At 50.9% G+C, this 20611-nt stretch carries 24 protein-coding genes; 19 read left to right on the plus strand and 5 right to left on the minus strand.

What is annotated here, in order from left to right; all coding sequences use genetic code 11:
* The first annotated feature begins 1 nt into the window (after position 1).
* From gabT to csiR, 3 genes are all read left to right on the plus strand, one after another.
* The gene (gabT, locus tag A7Z29_RS19170; RefSeq protein ID WP_105290655.1) at positions 2-1282 is read left to right on the plus strand and encodes a 4-aminobutyrate--2-oxoglutarate transaminase; all 1281 of its coding nucleotides are present in this window, start codon (positions 2-4) and stop codon (positions 1280-1282) included.
* 310 nt (positions 1283-1592) lie between these two features.
* Positions 1593-2993, plus strand: a complete 1401-nt coding sequence (gene gabP / locus A7Z29_RS19175) for a GABA permease (RefSeq protein WP_010345708.1) — start codon at positions 1593-1595, stop codon at positions 2991-2993.
* Between the two features lie 20 nt (positions 2994-3013).
* Positions 3014-3676 carry a DNA-binding transcriptional regulator CsiR gene (gene csiR / locus A7Z29_RS19180; RefSeq protein WP_000156828.1) on the plus strand — a complete coding sequence of 221 codons (663 nt, stop codon included), beginning with the start codon at positions 3014-3016 and terminating at the stop codon, positions 3674-3676.
* Here the strand turns inward: csiR and kbp are convergent, their stop codons facing one another.
* Together kbp and A7Z29_RS19190 are read right to left on the minus strand one after the other, a co-directional pair.
* Positions 3677-4126 (minus strand): potassium binding protein Kbp, encoded by a 450-nt coding sequence (gene kbp, locus A7Z29_RS19185; protein WP_000522419.1) that lies wholly within the window; start codon positions 4124-4126, stop codon positions 3677-3679. It abuts the gene before it with no gap.
* An 82-nt stretch (positions 4127-4208) separates the two neighbouring features.
* Positions 4209-4367: a YqaE/Pmp3 family membrane protein gene (locus A7Z29_RS19190; protein WP_000508177.1), complete on the minus strand. Its 159-nt coding sequence runs from the start codon at positions 4365-4367 to the stop codon at positions 4209-4211.
* A gap of 182 nt (positions 4368-4549) precedes the next feature.
* Here A7Z29_RS19190 and A7Z29_RS19195 point away from each other — a divergent pair, with 182 nt between their 5' ends.
* Both A7Z29_RS19195 and A7Z29_RS19200 read left to right on the plus strand, forming a co-directional pair.
* On the plus strand, positions 4550-4849 hold the full coding sequence (locus A7Z29_RS19195) for an ArsR/SmtB family transcription factor (protein WP_000137274.1): 300 nt from the start codon (positions 4550-4552) through the stop codon (positions 4847-4849).
* Positions 4850-4858: 9 nt separating this feature from the next.
* Positions 4859-5383, plus strand: coding sequence for a rhodanese family protein (locus tag A7Z29_RS19200; RefSeq protein ID WP_105280263.1), 525 nt, complete (start codon positions 4859-4861; stop codon positions 5381-5383).
* A gap of 46 nt (positions 5384-5429) precedes the next feature.
* Here the strand turns inward: A7Z29_RS19200 and stpA are convergent, their stop codons facing one another.
* Positions 5430-5831: a DNA-binding protein StpA gene (gene stpA, locus A7Z29_RS19205; RefSeq protein WP_000115375.1), complete on the minus strand. Its 402-nt coding sequence runs from the start codon at positions 5829-5831 to the stop codon at positions 5430-5432.
* Positions 5832-6501: 670 nt separating this feature from the next.
* Between stpA and alaE the strand changes: the two genes are divergently transcribed.
* Positions 6502-6951, plus strand: coding sequence for an L-alanine exporter AlaE (alaE, locus tag A7Z29_RS19210; protein WP_000492676.1), 450 nt, complete (start codon positions 6502-6504; stop codon positions 6949-6951).
* A 36-nt stretch (positions 6952-6987) separates the two neighbouring features.
* Here the strand turns inward: alaE and A7Z29_RS19215 are convergent, their stop codons facing one another.
* Positions 6988-7332 carry a DUF2002 family protein gene (locus A7Z29_RS19215; protein ID WP_000281310.1) on the minus strand — a complete coding sequence of 115 codons (345 nt, stop codon included), beginning with the start codon at positions 7330-7332 and terminating at the stop codon, positions 6988-6990.
* A gap of 151 nt (positions 7333-7483) precedes the next feature.
* On the opposite strand from A7Z29_RS19215, the gene A7Z29_RS19220 reads away from it, so the two are divergent.
* A complete protein-coding gene (locus tag A7Z29_RS19220; protein WP_010345700.1) occupies positions 7484-7813 on the plus strand; it encodes an ElaB/YgaM/YqjD family protein in 330 nt (109 codons plus the stop codon).
* 55 nt (positions 7814-7868) lie between these two features.
* On the opposite strand, the gene pdxR is transcribed toward A7Z29_RS19220, so the two are convergent.
* Positions 7869-9203 (minus strand): MocR-like pyridoxine biosynthesis transcription factor PdxR, encoded by a 1335-nt coding sequence (gene pdxR / locus A7Z29_RS19225; protein ID WP_085461059.1) that lies wholly within the window; start codon positions 9201-9203, stop codon positions 7869-7871.
* Positions 9204-9290: 87 nt separating this feature from the next.
* Here pdxR and A7Z29_RS19230 point away from each other — a divergent pair, with 87 nt between their 5' ends.
* The 12 genes from A7Z29_RS19230 (at position 9291) to emrR (ending at position 20513) form a co-directional block, all read left to right on the plus strand.
* Entirely contained in the window at positions 9291-9722 is a 432-nt protein-coding gene (locus tag A7Z29_RS19230; protein ID WP_000209790.1) for a carboxymuconolactone decarboxylase family protein, read from the plus strand.
* Between the two features lie 208 nt (positions 9723-9930).
* Complete coding sequence (nrdH, locus tag A7Z29_RS19240; protein ID WP_001220162.1) at positions 9931-10176, plus strand: glutaredoxin-like protein NrdH; 246 nt, start codon at positions 9931-9933, stop codon at positions 10174-10176.
* On the plus strand, positions 10173-10583 hold the full coding sequence (nrdI, locus tag A7Z29_RS19245; protein ID WP_000080948.1) for a class Ib ribonucleoside-diphosphate reductase assembly flavoprotein NrdI: 411 nt from the start codon (positions 10173-10175) through the stop codon (positions 10581-10583). The genes nrdH and nrdI overlap by 4 nt, the downstream gene beginning before the upstream one ends.
* Entirely contained in the window at positions 10556-12700 is a 2145-nt protein-coding gene (gene nrdE / locus A7Z29_RS19250; protein ID WP_105290656.1) for a class 1b ribonucleoside-diphosphate reductase subunit alpha, read from the plus strand. The genes nrdI and nrdE overlap by 28 nt, the downstream gene beginning before the upstream one ends.
* Positions 12701-12709: 9 nt before the next feature.
* Positions 12710-13669 carry a class 1b ribonucleoside-diphosphate reductase subunit beta gene (gene nrdF / locus A7Z29_RS19255; RefSeq protein ID WP_085461063.1) on the plus strand — a complete coding sequence of 320 codons (960 nt, stop codon included), beginning with the start codon at positions 12710-12712 and terminating at the stop codon, positions 13667-13669.
* Positions 13670-14023: 354 nt separating this feature from the next.
* Positions 14024-15226: a glycine betaine/L-proline ABC transporter ATP-binding protein ProV gene (gene proV, locus A7Z29_RS19265; RefSeq protein ID WP_000985481.1), complete on the plus strand. Its 1203-nt coding sequence runs from the start codon at positions 14024-14026 to the stop codon at positions 15224-15226.
* Positions 15219-16283: a glycine betaine/L-proline ABC transporter permease ProW gene (proW, locus tag A7Z29_RS19270; protein ID WP_000774961.1), complete on the plus strand. Its 1065-nt coding sequence runs from the start codon at positions 15219-15221 to the stop codon at positions 16281-16283. The genes proV and proW overlap by 8 nt, the downstream gene beginning before the upstream one ends.
* A gap of 57 nt (positions 16284-16340) precedes the next feature.
* A complete protein-coding gene (gene proX, locus A7Z29_RS19275; protein ID WP_001216525.1) occupies positions 16341-17333 on the plus strand; it encodes a glycine betaine/L-proline ABC transporter substrate-binding protein ProX in 993 nt (330 codons plus the stop codon).
* 188 nt (positions 17334-17521) lie between these two features.
* Complete coding sequence (locus tag A7Z29_RS19280; RefSeq protein ID WP_000165720.1) at positions 17522-18706, plus strand: MFS transporter; 1185 nt, start codon at positions 17522-17524, stop codon at positions 18704-18706.
* 123 nt (positions 18707-18829) lie between these two features.
* Positions 18830-19567: an L-valine exporter subunit YgaZ gene (gene ygaZ / locus A7Z29_RS19285; protein WP_000254578.1), complete on the plus strand. Its 738-nt coding sequence runs from the start codon at positions 18830-18832 to the stop codon at positions 19565-19567.
* Positions 19557-19892, plus strand: a complete 336-nt coding sequence (gene ygaH / locus A7Z29_RS19290) for an L-valine transporter subunit YgaH (RefSeq protein ID WP_000119757.1) — start codon at positions 19557-19559, stop codon at positions 19890-19892. The genes ygaZ and ygaH overlap by 11 nt, the downstream gene beginning before the upstream one ends.
* 90 nt (positions 19893-19982) lie before the next feature.
* The gene (gene emrR / locus A7Z29_RS19295; protein WP_000378436.1) at positions 19983-20513 is read left to right on the plus strand and encodes a multidrug efflux transporter EmrAB transcriptional repressor EmrR; all 531 of its coding nucleotides are present in this window, start codon (positions 19983-19985) and stop codon (positions 20511-20513) included.
* The last annotated feature ends 98 nt before the right edge of the window (positions 20514-20611 follow it).

A 20611-nucleotide genomic window follows, 5' to 3' on the forward strand; every position in this document is an offset into this window, starting at 1 on the left:
AATGAGCAGCAATAAAGAGTTAATGCAGCGCCGCAGTCAGGCAGTTCCTCGTGGCGTTGGGCAGATTCATCCGATTTTCGCTGATCGTGCGGAAAACTGCCGGGTGTGGGACGTTGAAGGCCGTGAGTATCTTGATTTCGCGGGCGGGATTGCGGTGCTCAACACCGGGCACCTGCATCCGAAAGTGGTGGCGGCGGTAGAAGCGCAACTGAAAAAACTGTCGCATACCTGCTTCCAGGTGCTGGCTTACGAGCCGTATCTGGAGTTGTGCGAAATAATGAATCAGAAGGTGCCGGGCGATTTCGCCAAAAAAACGCTGCTGGTAACGACCGGTTCCGAAGCGGTGGAAAACGCGGTGAAAATCGCCCGCGCTGCCACCAAACGCAGCGGCACCATCGCCTTTAGCGGCGCTTATCACGGGCGCACGCACTACACGCTGGCGCTGACCGGCAAGGTGAATCCGTACTCTGCGGGCATGGGCCTGATGCCGGGGCATGTTTATCGCGCGCTTTATCCTTGCCCGCTGCACGGCATCAGTGAAGATGACGCTATCGCCAGTATCCACCGAATCTTCAAAAATGATGCGGCACCGGAAGATATCGCTGCCATCGTGATTGAGCCGGTTCAGGGCGAAGGCGGTTTCTACGCCGCAACGCCTGCCTTTATGCAGCGTTTACGCGCACTGTGTGACGAGCACGGGATTATGCTGATTGCCGATGAAGTGCAGAGCGGCGCGGGGCGTACCGGCACGCTGTTTGCAATGGAGCAGATGGGCGTGTCACCGGATCTTACCACCTTTGCGAAATCGATCGCGGGCGGCTTCCCGCTGGCGGGCGTCACCGGGCGCGCCGAAGTGATGGACGCGGTCGCACCTGGCGGTCTGGGCGGCACCTATGCCGGTAACCCGATTGCCTGCGTAGCCGCGCTGGAAGTGTTGAAGGTGTTCGAGCAGGAAAATCTGCTGCAAAAAGCCAACGACCTGGGCCAGAAGCTAAAAGACGGATTATTGGCGATCGCCGAAAAACACACCGAGATCGGCGACGTTCGCGGGCTAGGGGCGATGATTGCCATCGAGCTGTTTGAAGATGGCGATCACAGCAAACCGGACGCAAAACTCACCGCCGAGATCGTGGCGCGCGCCCGTGACAAAGGCCTGATTCTTCTCTCCTGCGGCCCGTATTACAACGTGCTGCGCATCCTTGTGCCGCTCACTATTGAAGATGCTCAGATTCGTCAGGGTCTGGAGATCATCGGCCAGTGTTTTGATGAGGCGAAACAATAGCTATGTCTGTTTGTAAGAGTTAACCGTTGCTAAGGGAATGATAACGATACAGTAAAAAATAATAACGATGAGGCGATCGACAAAGTTAAAAATGACTGCGGACTGTCCCCTCGCCCCTCTGGGGAGAGGGTTAGGGTGAGGGGTATACACGCTGCTAAACCCTCACCCCGACCCTCTCCCTGAGGGAGAGGGAGAAAACCATCACGCTTTCGCTTTTAAGATTTTGTTGACCGCCTCAATTAAACGCGTGACCCGACGCGGGAAATGTCGGGGCGCTCTCCCAAGTGACACACTTTCGAGAGGATTCAGGATGGGGCAATCATCGCAACCACATGAGCTAGGCGGCGGGCTGAAATCACGCCACGTCACCATGTTGTCTATTGCCGGTGTTATCGGCGCAAGTCTGTTTGTCGGTTCGAGCGTCGCCATCGCCGAAGCGGGCCCTGCGGTATTACTGGCTTATCTGTTCGCCGGATTACTGGTGGTTATGATTATGCGGATGCTGGCAGAAATGGCGGTCGCCACGCCCGACACCGGCTCCTTTTCCACCTACGCCGATAAAGCCATTGGTCGCTGGGCGGGCTATACCATCGGCTGGCTGTACTGGTGGTTTTGGGTACTGGTTATCCCGCTGGAAGCCAACATCGCCGCCATGATCCTGCATTCGTGGGTTCCAGGTATTCCCATCTGGTTATTTTCCCTGGTCATTACCCTCGCCTTAACCGGCAGTAATTTATTAAGCGTTAAAAACTACGGTGAATTTGAATTCTGGCTGGCGATATGCAAAGTGATTGCCATTCTGGCGTTTATTTTCCTTGGAGCTGTAGCAATTAGCGGTTTTTACCCTTATGCCGAAGTGAGCGGTATTTCAAGATTGTGGGATAGCGGCGGCTTTATGCCGAACGGCTTTGGCGCGGTATTAAGCGCGATGCTGATAACCATGTTTTCTTTTATGGGGGCAGAGATTGTCACCATTGCGGCAGCCGAATCCGACACGCCGGATAAACATATTGTCCGCGCCACCAACTCGGTTATCTGGCGTATCTCCATTTTCTATTTGTGTTCTATTTTTGTCGTCGTGGCACTCATTCCGTGGAATATGCCAGGACTGAAAACCGTGGGTTCCTACCGTTCCGTGCTGGAGCTGCTGAATATTCCACATGCAAAATTCATTATGGACTGCGTTATTTTGCTGTCGGTGACCAGTTGTCTGAACTCGGCTCTGTATACCGCCTCAAGGATGCTCTACTCCTTAAGCCGTCGCGGGGATGCGCCAGCGGCAATGGGTAAAATCAACCGCAGCAAAACCCCGTATGTGGCAGTATTACTCTCGACCGGCGCGGCGTTTTTAACGGTGGTAGTGAACTATTACGCGCCTGCGAAAGTGTTTAAATTCCTGATCGACAGCTCCGGCGCTATTGCCCTGCTGGTTTATTTAGTCATCGCCGTTTCGCAATTGCGGATGCGTAAAATCCTGCTGGCGGAAGGCGGCGAAATTCGCCTGCGCATGTGGCTTTATCCGTGGCTCACCTGGCTGGTGATTGGCTTTATTACCTTTGTACTGGTGGTGATGTTATTCCGCCCGGCGCAGCAACTGGAGGTAATTTCCACCGGCTTATTAGCGATAGGGATTATCTGTACCGTGCCAATTATGGCACGCTGGAAAAAGCTGATATTGTGGCAAAAAACACCCGTTCATAATACGCGCTGATAATGTTCAGGAGTCACACCATGACCATTACGTCTCTGGATGGCTACCGCTGGTTGAAAAACGATATTATTCGCGGCAATTTTCAGCCAGATGAAAAATTACGGATGAGTTCGCTAACGTCGCGTTATGCACTCGGCGTCGGGCCGTTGCGGGAAGCCCTTTCGCAACTGGTGGCGGAACGGCTGGTCACGGTGGTGAATCAAAAAGGGTATCGGGTGGCGTCTATGTCAGAGCAAGAACTGCTCGATATTTTCGACGCCCGCGCCAATATGGAAGCGATGCTGGTGAGTCTGGCAATTGCCCGTGGCGGCGATGAGTGGGAGGCTGACGTTCTCGCAAAAGCGCATTTGCTCAGTAAGCTTGAGGCTTGTGACGCCAGCGAGAAAATGCTTGATGAATGGGACCAGCGCCATCAGGCATTTCATACTGCAATTGTGGCGGGCTGTGGCTCCCACTATTTACTGCAAATGCGTGAACGGTTGTTTGATCTGGCGGCGCGCTATCGGTTCATCTGGCTGCGGCAAACGGTGCTTTCTATAGAAATGCTGGAAGATAAACATGAACAGCACCAGACCCTGACTAAGGCGGTACTGGCGCGAGATACGGCGCGCGCCAGTGAGTTAATGCGCCAGCATTTACTGACGCCAATTCCGATTATCCAGCAGGCGATGGCTGGCAATTAACTACTCTTCAGGAATACGCAACACCTGCCCCGGGTAAATTTTATCCGGGCTTTTTAGCATCGGTTTATTCGCTTCGAAGATTTTATTGTAGAGATTGGCGTTACCGTAAACCTGTTTGGAAATAGCACTCAGAGTGTCACCAGACTTAACGGTATAAAACTGGCTGGCAGTGCCTGGCGTCGCCGTTTTTACCTGATCGTCCACGCTGGCAATACCGGAAATATTCCCCACTGCAACAAGGATTTTTTCCTTCGCTTCCTGACTTAAGCCGTCACCTGTAACCGTCGCTTTACCATCGACAATCTGAATATTCACTTTATCGGCATCAGGTATACCGGTTTTGTTCAGATGTTCCTGCACCTTCTTCGCCTGATCGTCTTTATCATGCTGACCAGTGACCGCGTCCCAGAGCTTTTCTCCGGCATCTTTCACAAAATTGAACAGACCCATAACTACCTCATTCGTTAATGGAAACACTCAGAAAGTGTAGCAGAGGAACGCGGCGCGTTAACGCCGCAGGATGAGCACAGGATCAATCGCGGGTTTGCACCCAGAAAGCGTGAATTAAACCAGGGATATAGCCAAGAAGTGTCAGCAAAATATTAATAATGAATGCCCAACCAAATCCTTTCCCCAGCAGCACGCCGAGCGGTGGCAAAATGATGGTGATGACGATTCTCCAGAACCCCATATGTCCTCCCTATAAGAAAATTACTCATTGTTTAAAAAGAAATTTTATCTCTTAAGCATAGTAATTTTAGCGGAGTCTGCCTGTTTCAGCCTTTGCTTTTACCCTCATTTACGCTGCTGACGCTGGTATACGTTGCATTTTTAGTTTAGAGTTTACTTAATTTAGAAAACACTTAAATAAATATGACTGAACTAGCCCAACTACAGGCCAGCGCCGAACAGGCTGCGGCCTTACTGAAAGCAATGAGTCACCCCAAACGGTTGCTGATTCTGTGCATGATTTGCGGTTCCCCCGGCACCAGCGCCGGTGAACTGGCGCGCATTACCGGACTGAGTGCCTCTGCAACGTCACAGCATCTGGCACGGATGCGTGACGAAGGGCTTATCGACAGCCAACGGGATGCCCAACGCATTCTTTATTTCATTAAAAATGAGGCGGTAAATGCCATTATCGCCACCCTGAAAAACGTCTATTGTCCGTAAGGAGTAGCAATGGCTTTAACAACAATTCCACCGCTTGATGCACAAGAATTAATCTCACGCGGTGCAAAGTTAATCGATATTCGCGATGCCGATGAATATCTTCGTGAACATATTCCTGAAGCGGATCTGGCGCCATTATCCGTACTGGAACAGTCTGGTCTTCCGACAAAATTACGTAGCGAACAAATTATATTCCACTGTCAGGCAGGAAAACGCACCAGTAATAATGCACAAAAATTAGCAGCGATTGCCGCTCCCGCAGATATCTTTTTACTGGAGGGCGGTATTGATGGCTGGAAAAAAGCGGGATTGCCGGTAGCTGAAAATAAATCGCAGCCTTTACCATTAATGCGTCAGGTACAGATCACAGCTGGTGGCTTAATATTAATCGGCGTCGTATTGGGTTATGCCGTGAATAGCGCGTTCTTCTTATTAAGCGGCTTTGTCGGTGCGGGATTAATGTTTGCGGGCATCAGCGGTTTTTGCGGGATGGCAAGGTTGTTAGATAAGATGCCGTGGAATCAGCGAGCGTAAGAAGCGACGCCGGACGCGCCATAGTGGCGGCATCCGGCAGCAGTCATTAGATCAGGAAATCGTCGAGAGATTTACCTTCAGCCAGTGCCTGAGCGATCGGTTTCGGTGTACGACCCTGGCCGGTCCAGGTTTTGACTTCACCATTAAAATCGGTGAATTGATATTTTGCCGGACGCGGCTGGCGTTTTTTACCTGCACGCGGTGCAGCAGAATTATTACCGAATAACTCTTCCGGGTTAATTCCGTCAGCCTTCATCAGCTCCAGCCAGGTGCTAATTTTCTCCTGGCGCTCTGCCAGTTCACGCTGCTGCTGTTCTTCTTCTTCACGTCTTTCTTTAGTGACAACCCTGAATTTTTCGAGCATTTCTTCAAGAACGTCAATGGAGAATTCGCGAGCCATCGCACGGAGGGTGCGAATGTTATTTAAACTTTGTAACATTACGGACATAATAAAGAAAACCTTTTAACGCCAAAACAAAAAAAAGTATTTCGTCGCGTAGTGTAAGCGATCACTTATTATATTTCCACAAAATTTAATCTATTTACAGTCGCGCGCGATATTATTTCAACCGTTATTTCCAGGCAGATTAATAATTATTTTCGGTTTATATATTAGCCATTTGACTTATCATTGCAGACATTTGCGAATAATCGGATGCCCTCTGTGCCATCATCACCGAAGGTAGATTAAAGAAAATTGAATAAAAATGCATACATAAAGAATAAAAACAAAGTTTCAGTAACTGAAGTTTTATGCTGGCATTAGTGGCTTCAGGTCATTAAAAATGCTAAATGAGCTCAACCCGCTACTTAAGCCGGATTGTCTACGCTTTACGGCGTTAACAGCCCTTAACCGCCCCACCAGCACAGTTCACAATGACAACGTAATAATATGATTTTAAATAAAATTATTCATAAAGGCATTTAAAAATCCATAATGTATAAAAAATACGCCATTGCGGAACATTTTATCTACAAAAACAAAATAAATAAAAATTTTTCACTAATTGATTACTAACAACCAGCAATATACGCTATGCAAAAATGAAACAGGCAGTCTAAAGCACTGCTTCCATTTCCATTCATACCCGATTTCGCTTTTATTAAGGAGCATTAGCATGTTCTCACCGCAGTCACGCTTGCGTCATGCAGTTGCAGACACGTTCGCGATGGTTGTTTACTGTACTGTCGTGAACATGTGTATTGAAGTTTTCCTCTCCGGGATGAGCTTCGAACAGTCTTTTTATTCCAGGCTGGTGGCCGTTCCGGTGAATATCTTAATTGCATGGCCATATGGCATGTACCGCGATCTGTTTATGCGCGCGGCACGCAAAGTTAGCCACTCTGGTTGGACAAAAAATCTGGCTGATATTTTGGCTTATGTGACGTTCCAGTCACCAGTGTATATGGCGATCTTATTAGTGGTAGGCGCAGACTGGCACCAGATTATGGCAGCGGTCAGTTCAAACATCGTTGTTTCGATGCTGATGGGGGCGGTCTATGGCTACTTCCTTGATTACTGTCGCCGCTTGTTCAAAGTGAGCAGCTACCAGCAGGTAAAAGCCTGACCCTTCTTTTCGCGACTGGCATCGCCAGTCGCGTCTTTAACTGGCTTCGCCAAATAAGCCATGCAAATAACGTTCAAGCGCAACACGCGAACTAAAGCCATGCGGGATACCGTAATGCTCATGACGTTCACCCGCTAAATAGAGCGGAAATTGCTGGTAATGATCGCAAGTTTTAATATCGGAAGCAGGTTCAGCCAGTGTGGAACTACGTTCTTTTAATGTTGGATGAATTATCAGTGCGGTACGTCCCATTCTCGCTTCGCGGTTAACATAGACATAATGTTCCCCACGACGGTAACCGTATGCTTTCTGGGTTACTACATCGACAGTAAAACCGACTTTCTCAAGTACGCGCGCCACCTCGTCTGGTCGTAAATACATATTTTATCCTCGTTAATATCTACTGCGCGCCTACCTTACCTGATTGCGCATTCACAACGCTTTCAGAAAAGTCCATAAAGCCGCGATGAATCTCTGTTAAGAAAATTATGGTCTACACTGAAAATTACATCGAATTCTAATGGGGGATCATATGTTTAACAGACCGAACCGCAACGACGTCGATGATGGCGTGCAGGATATTCAGAATGACGTCAATCAATTAGCCGACAGTCTCGAATCTGTATTGAAGTCCTGGGGCAGCGACGCCAAAGGTGAAGCCGAAGCCGCACGCAGTAAAGCTCAGGCTCTACTGAAAGAAACCAGAGCGCGGATGCATGGTCGTACTCGCGTCCAGCAAGCCGCGCGCGATGCAGTTGGCTGCGCAGATTCTTTTGTTCGTGAAAGACCCTGGTGTAGCGTGGGTACAGCAGCTGCGGTAGGTATTTTTATCGGCGCGCTGTTAAGCATACGCAAATCGTAATGCAACAATGATAATAAATACGCGTCTTTGACCCCGAAGCCTGACTTCGGGGTTTTTAACTTAAGGCTCTGCGTAATTGTTGTGCCACCTGCTGCGCCATACTCTCACTGATAATATTGGTAAACGAGAGAAGCAATCCTCCTTTCCCACTTGATCGGATACGCCAGTCGCTAAGTGCCTGCACCGCAAGGCCAGCAGTATTGGCTTTACGCGCGTGGAAAATATCGTCACCCACCATGCTGATAACCATCTGGATGCCGCCTTTTTGTGGCATAACCAGGAATCCCTGTTGCGTAAGCGCCTGTTCAATCCACTGCCTACGCTGCGCATAGTGCTGACGCATTTTCTTCAGATGCCGCCAGAAATGCCCCTCGCGAAGAAAGTCAGCCAGTGTGTTCTGCCATAGAACTGGCACTGCACATGGCTTCAGTGACGCCTGTTGGCGGAATTGCGTAATCTGCTCCACCGGCACCACCAGCCACGCACAGCGCAATGCAGGAAATAGCGATTTGCTGAATGTTCCGGCATAAATCACCCGCTGTGGCGCGTCGAGGCTTTTCAGCGCCGGTAATGGCTTACCGTGATAACGGAATTCACTGTCGTAATCGTCTTCAATAATCCACGCCCGCGCACGCTCTGCCCACGCCAGCACCTGATGCCTGCGCGCCAGTGAGAGCGCAACACCGAGCGGGCTTTGGTGTGCCGGAGTTATCAGGGCAAAATGCGCATCAGGATAATTTTGCATTCCACTTGCGACATCCAGTCCGTTGTCATCAACAGGCACAGGTAAAATTTCCACACCGTGGCGAGTAACAATCGGACGAATCAGCGGAAAGCCAGGATCTTCCATCCACATCCCGTCTCCCGGTTTCGCCAGCGTGTGCAGAATTAAGGCCATTGAGGCTGCATAACCGTGAGTGATAAAGACCTGTTCTGGCTGGCATTCAATCCCGCGTGAGACGCGTAAATAATCAACAATTGCCTCACGCAACGCCACCTCACCACAGACATCGCCTAACGCCAAATCAAAGCGCGTCTGGGTACGCAGACGGCGCCCCATCACCCGCGCCCACAGCTCTCGCGGAAAGAGATCGAGTGCGGGTAATCCCATCTGGAATGGTAGCGGTTGCTGGCTTTCACCGGCAAAGGCAAGCACATCCACAGCGGATTGTTGGGGATGTATTTGCTCGCTGACAAAGGTGCCCGCCTGCCCCCGCCGTACCAGCCATCCTTGTGCCACCAGCTCAGCATAAGCATTTTCGACGGTGGATCGAGACACGCCCAGCTCCTGCGACCAGGTACGACTGGAAGGTAGCCTTGCGCCGGGTTTCAGTTCCCCTTGCTCAATAGCCGTTTTTAACTGACGGGCGATATCCTGATAGCGCGGCATATGGTCTGCTTTTTTAGGTAATTTATGGCTCTCTTTAGCAGTCCATTATAGTGCTACATTGCGGGCGTTAATAAGAGGAGAAACTGTATGACTACATTACGTCAGCCTTACTACGAACTTAGCCCGGCAGTGTATAACGCGCTGGTGCAGGCCAAAACGGCGCTGGAAAATAGTGCGCTGGATACCACACTGATGGAGTTAGTTTATTTGCGCGTCTCGCAAATCAACGGCTGCGCATTTTGTCTGGAGATGCACAGTAAAGCATTACGCAAATCCGGTGTGCCGCAGCACAAGCTGGACGCTCTGGCAGGCTGGCGGGTGAGCCATCATTTTGACGATCGCGAGCGGGCGGCGCTGGCCTGGGCGGAATCGGTGACCGATATTGCCCGAAGCCATGCAGAAGACGACGTTTATCAACCTTTGCTTGAATATTTCAGCGCAGCAGAGATCAGCGACCTGACTTTTGCCATCGGACTGATGAATTGCTTTAACCGCCTGGCCGTTTCCATGCGGATGTAACTTCCTGATGCCGGGTAATCACCCGGCTATAGAACACAAAACCCCCTACCCCGCTGAGCTGCTCGACGGCGGTGAGACTTATCGAAATTTCCCATATCTTGTATGGTTGAATCTTTTTTCAACTACATCTAGTATCCCTGTATCAACAGAGAGACAACCCGACGCGTATCATCGCGCCGTATCTTCATTTTAAACGGAAATACGAATCATGCGCATTATTATTTACACTCGTAACGATTGCGTTCAGTGCCACGCCACCAAACGGGCGATGGAAAACCGGGGCTTTGATTTTGAAATGATTAATGTCGATCGCGTTCCTGAAGCGGCGGAAGCGTTGCGTGCTCAGGGCTTTCGTCAGTTGCCGGTAGTGATTGCAGGCGATCTTAGCTGGTCTGGTTTTCGTCCGGACATGATCAACCGTCTGCATCCAGCGCCACACGCGGCCAGTGCATGAGCCAGCTCGTCTACTTCTCCAGCAGCTCCGAAAATACGCAGCGTTTTATCGAACGTTTAGGGCTGCCCGCCGTGCGCATTCCACTCAATGAGCGGGAACGGATTCAGGTAGACGAGCCTTACATCCTGATCGTGCCCTCTTACGGCGGTGGCGGTACGGCTGGCGCTGTGCCACGACAGGTGATTCGCTTTTTAAACGACGAACATAACCGGGCGTTGCTTCGCGGCGTTATTGCTTCGGGTAATCGCAACTTTGGTGAGGCGTATGGTCGCGCCGGAGATGTGATTGCCCGGAAATGCGGCGTGCCGTGGCTGTACCGCTTTGAACTCATGGGTACGCAAAGCGATATCGAAAATGTTCGTAAAGGAGTAACCGAATTTTGGCAACGACAACCGCAGACCGCCTGACGCAGGAAACAATGGATTACCACGCCCTGAATGCGATGCTTAACCTTTACGATAGCGCAGGTCGCATTCAGTTCGATAAAGACCGCCAGGCCGTAGACGCCTTTATGGCGACGCATGTACGCCCGAACAGTGTGACCTTCAGTAGCCAGCAGCAGCGCCTGAACTGGTTGGTCAACGAAGGTTACTATGATGAAAGCGTTCTTAATCGCTACTCTCGCGACTTTGTCATTACGCTGTTTACCCGCGCGCACGCCAGCGGTTTTCGTTTCCAGACGTTCCTCGGTGCATGGAAGTTTTACACCAGCTATACGTTGAAGACATTCGACGGTAAGCGTTATCTGGAGGATTTTGCCGATCGAGTCACTATGGTGGCGCTGACGCTGGCACAAGGCGATGAAACGCTGGCGTTGCAACTGACCGATGAAATGCTGTCAGGACGCTTTCAGCCTGCCACGCCAACATTCCTCAACTGTGGTAAACAGCAGCGCGGCGAACTGGTTTCCTGTTTTCTGCTGCGTATTGAAGACAATATGGAGTCGATTGGTCGGGCGGTAAATTCCGCACTGCAACTGTCAAAACGCGGCGGCGGCGTGGCATTTTTGCTGTCGAATCTGCGGGAAGCGGGCGCGCCAATTAAACGTATTGAAAATCAATCTTCTGGCGTAATTCCTGTGATGAAAATGCTGGAAGACGCATTTTCCTATGCCAATCAGCTCGGCGCTCGTCAGGGGGCGGGGGCAGTCTATTTACATGCCCATCATCCCGATATTCTGCGTTTTCTCGACACAAAGCGGGAAAATGCCGACGAGAAAATCCGCATTAAAACGCTGTCGCTGGGCGTGGTGATCCCGGATATCACCTTCCATCTGGCGAAAAAGAATGCGCAGATGGCACTGTTTTCGCCCTATGACGTTGAGCGGGTTTACGGCAAGCCGTTTGCCGATATCGCCATCAGCGAACACTATGACGAACTGGTTGCCGATGAACGCATTCGCAAAAAATACCTCAACGCCCGTGATTTCTTCCAGCGACTGGCAGAAATCCAGTTTGAGTCCGGCTATCCGTACATCATGTATGAAGACACGGTAAACCGTGCTAACCCTGTCGCCGGGCGCATAAATATGAGCAATCTTTGCTCAGAGATTTTGCAGGTAAACAGCGCCTCAGAGTATGACGAGAATCTCAACTATGCTCGCACAGGCCATGATATTTCCTGCAATTTAGGTTCGTTGAATATTGCCCACACCATGGATTCCCCCGACTTTGCCCGCACGGTAGAAACAGCCGTGCGCGGTCTGACGGCGGTGTCGGATATGAGTCATATCCGCAGCGTGCCCTCCATCGAGACCGGAAATACCGCCTCGCACGCCATCGGGCTGGGGCAGATGAATTTACACGGTTATCTGGCGCGGGAAGGCATCGCCTATGGTTCGCCGGAGGCTCTGGATTTCACCAATCTCTATTTCTATACCATCACCTGGCACGCGCTGCGCACCTCGATGTTGCTGGCGCGCGAACGCGGTGAAACCTTCGCCGGGTTCAAACAGTCGCGCTATGCCAGCGGTGAATATTTTAGCCAATATCTGCAAGGTAACTGGCAGCCGAAAACGGCGAAAGTTGGCGAACTGTTTGCCCGTAGCGGTATTACGCTACCTACCCGTGAGATGTGGGCGCGACTGCGCGACGACGTGATGCGCTATGGCATCTACAACCAGAATCTCCAGGCGGTGCCACCAACCGGTTCTATCTCTTATATCAACCATGCTACGTCGAGTATTCATCCGATTGTGGCGAAAGTAGAGATCCGCAAAGAGGGTAAAACCGGGCGCGTTTACTACCCTGCCCCGTTTATGACTAATGAGAATCTGGCGCTGTATCAGGACGCTTACGAAATTGGCGCGGAAAAGATTATCGACACCTACGCCGAAGCGACACGCCATGTCGATCAGGGGCTGTCGCTGACGCTGTTTTTCCCCGATACCGCCACCACCCGCGATATCAACAAAGCGCAGATTTACGCCTGGCGTAAGGGTATCAAAACGCTCTATTACATTCGCCTGCGTCAGATGGCGCTGGAAGGTACTGAAATTGAAGGCTGCGTCTCCTGCGCACTTTAAGGATTGCTTATGAAACTCTCACGTATCAGCGCCATCAACTGGAACAAGATTACTGACGATAAAGATCTGGAGGTGTGGAATCGCCTGACCAGTAATTTCTGGCTACCGGAAAAAGTGCCGCTGTCGAACGATATCCCCGCCTGGCAGACATTAAGCGCCGTAGAGCAACAACTGACGATGCGTGTTTTTACTGGCCTGACGCTACTCGACACGCTACAAAATGTTATCGGCGCACCTTCGCTGATGCCCGATGCGATCACGCCCCATGAAGAGGCGGTATTATCAAATATCAGCTTTATGGAAGCGGTTCATGCCCGCTCTTACAGTTCGATTTTCTCGACGCTGTGCCAGACAAAAGATGTCGATGCCGCCTACGCCTGGAGTGAAGAAAACGCGCCGTTGCAGCGAAAAGCACAGATTATTCAGCAACATTATCGCGGCGATAATCCGCTGAAAAAGAAAATCGCCAGTGTCTTTCTGGAATCATTTTTGTTCTACTCTGGCTTCTGGCTGCCGATGTATTTTTCCAGTCGCGGTAAGCTGACTAATACCGCCGACCTGATCCGTCTGATTATCCGCGATGAAGCAGTGCACGGTTATTACATCGGTTATAAATATCAGAAAAACCTGGAAAAAATCTCCCAGGCACAACGCGAAGAGTTAAAGAATTTTGCCTTCGATTTGTTGCTGGAACTCTACGACAACGAACTGCAATACACCGATGAGCTGTACGCCGAAACCTCGTGGGCTGACGATGTAAAAGCGTTTCTCTGCTACAACGCCAATAAAGCGTTGATGAATCTGGGGTACGAACCGCTTTTCCCGGCAGAAATGGCGGAAGTGAATCCGGCAATCCTCGCCGCGCTTTCGCCGAATGCCGATGAAAATCACGATTTCTTTTCCGGTTCTGGCTCCTCTTATGTGGTAGGAAAAGCGGTCGAAACAGAAGACGAAGACTGGAATTTCTGACACGGTTATTTAAAAAATATCACCAACCGCAGCAGGGAAATAATTTTCATTAAATGGCTTTTTATCACACAGATATTTTGTGGTGATCTACACTGATACTCTGTTGCATTATTCGCCTGAAACTACAATATTCAGGCGTTTTTTCGCTATCTATAACAAAAAATATCAACTTTTCTCGATTTGCTCTCAGCCCTTATATCACGGGAAATTCCGGCAATTTGCTCACATCAATATTCATGCCACATTTGCCATCAGGGGTTGCCTCAGATTCTCAGTATGTTAGGGTAGAAAAAAGTGACTATTTCCATCGGGTAATATATCGACATAAACAAATAACAGGAATCTTTCTATTGCATGGCAATTAAATTAGAAATTAAAAACCTCTATAAAATATTTGGCGAGCATCCACAACGGGCTTTCAAATATATCGAACAAGGACTTTCAAAAGAACAAATTCTGGAAAAAACAGGTCTATCGCTTGGCGTAAAAGACGCCAGTCTGGCCATTGAAGAAGGCGAGATATTTGTCATCATGGGATTATCCGGTTCGGGTAAATCCACAATGGTACGCCTTCTCAATCGCCTGATTGAACCCACCCGTGGACAAGTACTGATTGACGGTGTGGATATTGCCAAAATATCCGATGCCGAACTCCGTGAGGTGCGCAGAAAAAAGATTGCGATGGTCTTCCAGTCCTTTGCCTTAATGCCACATATGACCGTGCTGGACAATACTGCCTTCGGCATGGAATTAGCTGGAATTAACGCCGAAGAACGCCGGGAAAAAGCTATTGATGCACTGCGTCAGGTCGGGCTGGAAAATTATGCCCACAGTTACCCGGACGAACTTTCTGGCGGGATGCGCCAACGTGTCGGATTGGCTCGCGCATTAGCCATCAATCCGGATATTTTATTAATGGATGAAGCCTTCTCGGCGCTCGACCCACTAATTCGCACCGAGATGCAGGATGAGCTGGTAAAATTACAGGCGAAACATCAGCGCACCATTGTATTTATTTCCCACGATCTCGATGAAGCTATGCGTATTGGCGACAGAATTGCCATTATGCAAAATGGTGAAGTCGTTCAGGTCGGTACACCGGATGAAATTCTCAATAATCCGGCGAATGATTATGTCCGTACCTTCTTCCGTGGCGTCGATATTAGCCAGGTGTTCAGCGCAAAAGATATTGCCCGCCGCAGCCCTAATGGCTTAATTCGTAAAACACCCGGCTTCGGCCCGCGTTCGGCGCTGAAATTATTGCAGGATGAAGACCGCGAATATGGTTACGTCATCGAACGCGGTAATAAATTTGTCGGCGCAGTGTCTATCGATTCGTTAAAAGCAGCATTAACGCAGCAGCAAGGTCTTGATGCGGCGCTGATTGATGCGCCGTTAGCGGTCGATGCTCAGACGCCTCTTAGCGAGTTGCTCTCTCATGTCGGACAGGCGCCGTGTGCGGTGCCCGTGGTCGACGAGGACCAACAGTATGTCGGCATCATTTCGAAAGGAATGCTGCTGCGCGCTTTAGATCGTGAGGGGGTAAACAATGGCTGATCAAAATAATCCGTGGGATACCACACCAGCGGCGGACAGCGCCGCACAATCCGCAGACGCCTGGGGTACACCGGCTGCTGCACCGACTGACGGCGGTGGCGCTGACTGGCTGTCCAGTACGCCTGCGCCAAACGTCGAGCATTTTAATATTCTCGATCCATTCCACAAGACGCTGATCCCACTCGACAGTTGGGTAACTGAAGGGATCGACTGGGTCGTTACCCATTTCCGTCCCGTCTTTCAGGGTGTGCGCGTTCCGGTGGATTATATTCTCAACGGTTTCCAGCAATTGCTGCTGGGTATGCCTGCACCTGTGGCGATTATCGTTTTCGCTCTCATCGCCTGGCAGATTTCCGGCGTCGGTATGGGCGTTGCGACATTGGTTTCACTGATTGCTATCGGCGCGATTGGCGCATGGTCGCAAGCAATGGTCACCCTGGCGCTGGTATTAACCGCCCTGCTGTTCTGTATCGTCATCGGTTTGCCGCTGGGAATCTGGCTGGCGAGAAGTCCGCGAGCAGCGAAAATAATCCGTCCACTGCTTGATGCCATGCAGACCACGCCCGCGTTTGTTTATCTGGTGCCAATCGTCATGCTGTTTGGTATCGGTAACGTGCCGGGCGTGGTGGTGACGATCATCTTTGCTCTGCCGCCGATTATCCGTCTGACCATTCTGGGGATTAACCAGGTTCCGGCGGATCTGATTGAAGCCTCGCGCTCATTCGGTGCCAGCCCGCGCCAGATGCTGTTCAAAGTTCAGTTACCGCTGGCGATGCCGACCATTATGGCGGGCGTTAACCAGACGCTGATGCTGGCTCTTTCAATGGTGGTCATCGCCTCGATGATTGCTGTTGGCGGGCTTGGTCAGATGGTTCTGCGCGGTATCGGTCGTCTGGATATGGGGCTTGCCACCGTTGGCGGCGTCGGGATTGTGATCCTCGCCATTATCCTCGATCGCCTGACGCAGGCCGTTGGGCGCGACTCACGCAGTCGCGGCAACCGTCGCTGGTACACCACTGGCCCTGTCGGCCTGCTGACCCGCCCATTCATTAAGTAACTCTGCACTTGCCCGGTGACGCCGGGCATTATCACCCTGCCAAAAAAAGGAATAACAATGCGACATAGCGTACTTTTTGCGACAGCGTTTGCCACGCTTATCTCTACACAAACTTTTGCTGCCGATCTGCCGGGCAAAGGCATTACTGTTAATCCAGTTCAGAGCACCATCACTGAAGAAACCTTCCAGACGCTGCTGGTCAGTCGTGCACTAGAGAAATTAGGTTATACCGTCAATAAACCCAGCGAAGTGGATTACAACGTTGGCTACACCTCGCTTGCTTCTGGCGATGCGACCTTTACCGCAGTGAACTGGACGCCGCTGCATGACAACATGTACGAAGCTGCCGGTGGCGATAAGAAATTTTATCGTGAAGGGGTATTTGTTAATGGCGCGGCGCAGGGTTACCTGATCGATAAGAAAACCGCCGACCAGTACAAAATCACCAACATCGCGCAACTGAAAGATCCGAAGATCGCCAAACTATTTGATACCAACGGCGACGGTAAAGCGGATTTAACCGGCTGTAACCCAGGCTGGGGCTGCGAAGGTGCGATCAACCACCAGCTTGCCGCGTATGAACTGACCAACACCGTGACGCATAATCAGGGTAACTATGCGGCGATGATGGCTGACACCATCAGTCGTTACAAAGAGGGCAAGCCGGTGTTTTACTACACCTGGACGCCGTACTGGGTGAGTAACGAACTGAAGCCGGGCAAAGATGTCGTCTGGTTGCAGGTGCCGTTCTCCGCACTGCCGGGTGATAAAAACGCCGATACCAAACTACCGAATGGCGCAAATTACGGCTTCCCGGTCAGCACCATGCATATCGTTGCCAACAAAGCCTGGGCTGAGAAAAACCCGGCGGCAGCGAAACTGTTTGCCATTATGCAGTTGCCGGTGGCAGACATTAACGCCCAGAACGCCATTATGCATGACGGCAAAGCCTCAGAAGGCGATATTCAGGGTCACGTTGATGGCTGGATCAAAGCCCACCAGCAACAGTTCGATGGCTGGGTAAATGAGGCGCTGGCAGCGCAGAAGTAATTTTTATTCGGGCGGATAAGGCGTTTTTGCCGCATCCGCCATTCTGTACACAATGCCTGATGCGACGCTGACGCGTCTTATCATGCCTACAAACCACACCGCACATTTCAACAATCTATCTTTCACCCCACATTCATAAACATCCGCTATTATTGGTTTTCAGACTCATCATCACCTGATAAACAATAATGACGAAACCCAATCACGAGCTTAGCCCGGCGCTGATCGTGCTAATGTCGATCGCCACCGGTCTGGCGGTCGCCAGCAACTATTACGCTCAGCCATTGCTCGACACTATCGCGCGTAACTTTTCCCTTTCTGCCAGTTCAGCGGGCTTTATTGTCACCGCCGCGCAGCTAGGTTATGCCGCCGGTCTGCTATTTCTTGTTCCCCTCGGTGATATGTTTGAACGCCGCCGCCTGATTGTCTCGATGACCTTACTGGCAGCGGGCGGTATGTTGATTACCGCCAGCAGTCAGTCACTGGCGATGATGATCCTCGGTACGGCATTAACGGGTTTATTCTCGGTCGTGGCACAAATTCTGGTTCCGCTGGCGGCAACACTGGCCTCGCCGGAAAAACGCGGCAAGGTGGTTGGCACAATTATGAGCGGCCTGCTACTGGGCATTTTGCTGGCGCGTACCGTTGCCGGGTTGCTGGCAAATCTCGGCGGCTGGCGCACCGTTTTCTGGGTCGCAGCAGTATTAATGGCGCTAATGGCGCTGGCGTTATGGCGCGGCCTGCCGCAGATGAAATCGGAGACGCACCTCAACTACCCACAGTTGTTAGGTTCCGTTTTCAGCATGTTTATCAGCGATAAGATCCTGCGCACCCGCGCGGTACTGGGCTGTCTGACCTTTGCTAACTTCAGCATTCTGTGGACATCAATGGCCTTTTTGCTTGCCGCGCCGCCTTTTAACTACAGCGATGGAACGATTGGTCTGTTTGGCCTTGCAGGAGCCGCTGGGGCGCTGGGCGCACGTCCGGCAGGTGGTTTTGCCGATAAGGGTCAATCGCACCTGACAACAACTTTCGGCCTACTGCTGCTGTTGCTTTCATGGCTGGCGATCTGGTTTGGTCACACTTCCGTGCTGGCGCTGATTATTGGCATCCTGGTGCTGGATCTCACCGTACAGGGCGTGCATATCACCAATCAAACCGTGATTTATCGTATTTATCCTGATGCACGTAATCGTCTGACCGCAGGCTATATGACCAGTTACTTTATTGGCGGTGCCGCCGGTTCACTGATTTCGGCCTCAGCCTGGCAACATGCCGGTTGGGCAGGCGTTTGCCTGGCTGGTGCGACGATTGCCCTGGTTAATCTGTTGGTCTGGTGGCGAGGTTTTCATCGTCAGGAAGCCGCTATTTAGACAATCAGCAACCGTTTTCGTGGCTTTACACTTATAAGGGTGTTAAGAAGCCCATCAGTCTGATAAGGTTAAGATATTCATTCAGTCCATTTATAATTTTAACAGTCGTTAAGCGTACACTCTATGGTAAGCCCTACTCCTCTGCCTGCTTCAGGTTCGGCGACCTTCATGGAAGGATGCAAAGACAGTTTACCGATTGTTATTAGTTATATTCCGGTGGCCTTTGCTTTCGGTCTGAATGCGACCCGTCTGGGATTTTCTCCTCTCGAAAGCGTTTTTTTCTCCTGCATCATTTATGCAGGCGCGAGTCAGTTCGTCATTACCACGATGCTGGCAGCCGGGAGTAGTTTGTGGGTCGCTGCGCTGACCGTCATGGCAATGGATGTTCGCCATATCCTGTATGGTCCATCGTTGCGTAGCCGCATTGTTCAGCGTTTGCAAAAATCGAAAACTGCATTGTGGGCGTTTGGCCTGACGGATGAAGTTTTTGCCGCAGCAACGGCAAAGCTGGTACGCAATAATCGCCGCTGGAGCGAGAACTGGATGATTGGCATTGCCTTCAGTTCATGGTCATCGTGGGTATTTGGTACGGTTATAGGGGCATTCTCTGGCAGCGGATTGCTGCAAGGTTATCCAGCCGTTGAAGCAGCATTAGGCTTTATGCTACCGGCGCTCTTTATGAGTTTTCTGCTCGCCTCTTTCCAGCGCAAACAATCCCTTTGCGTTACCGCAGCGTTAATCGGCGCCCTTGCGGGCGTAACGCTATTTTCTATTCCCGTCGCCATTCTGGCAGGCATTGTCTGTGGCTGCCTCACTGCGCTAATTCAGGCATTCTGGCAAGGAGCGCCCGATGAGCTATGAGGTTCTGCTGCTTGGGTTACTGGTTGGCGCGGTTAATTACTGCTTTCGCTATTTGCCGCTGCGCCTGCGTGTGGGTAATGCCCGCCCGACCAAACGTGGTGCGGTGGGTATTTTGCTCGACACCATTGGCATAGCCTCGATTTGTGCTCTGCTGGTTGTCTCTACCGCACCAGAAGTGATGCACGATACACGCCGTTTCGTGCCCACACTGGTTGGCTTCGCGGTACTGGGTGCCAGTTTCTATAAAACACGCAGCATTATCGTCCCTACACTGCTAAGTGCGCTGGCCTACGGGCTCGCCTGGAAAGTGATGGCGATTATATAACCCACAAGAATCAATTTTCTAAAACAATACATTTACTTTATTTGTCACTGTCGTTACTATATCGGCTGAAATTAATGAGGTCATACCCAAATGGATAGTTCGTTTACGCCCATTGAACAAATGCTAAAATTTCGCGCCAGCCGCCACGAAGATTTTCCTTACCAGGAAATCCTTCTGACCCGTCTTTGTATGCATATGCAGAGCAAGCTGCTGGAGAACCGCAATAAAATGCTGAAGGCTCAGGGGATTAACGAGACGTTGTTTATGGCGTTGATTACGCTGGAGTCTCAGGAAAACCACAGTATTCAGCCTTCTGAATTAAGTTGTGCTCTTGGATCATCCCGTACCAATGCGACGCGTATTGCCGATGAACTGGAAAAACGCGGTTGGATCGAGCGTCGTGAAAGCGACAACGATCGCCGCTGCCTGCATCTGCAATTAACGGAAAAAGGTCACGAGTTTTTGCGCGAGGTTTTACCGCCGCAGCATAACTGCCTGCATCAACTCTGGTCCGCGCTCAGCACTAGCGAAAAAGATCAGCTCGAGCAAATCACCCGCAAGTTGCTCTCCCGTCTCGACCAGATGGAACAAGACGGCATGGTCCTCGAAGCGATGAGCTAACGCGTCATCTCGCTCAAAAATCCAGATTTATAAAAGAAAAACTGACCGGCCAGCATCGCAACGTGCTGGCCTTTTTGGCAAGCAGGTCGGCTCAGCCG

Source organism: Escherichia sp. MOD1-EC6842, from assembly GCF_002965705.1.
Taxonomy (GTDB): Bacteria; Pseudomonadota; Gammaproteobacteria; order Enterobacterales; family Enterobacteriaceae; genus Escherichia; species Escherichia ruysiae.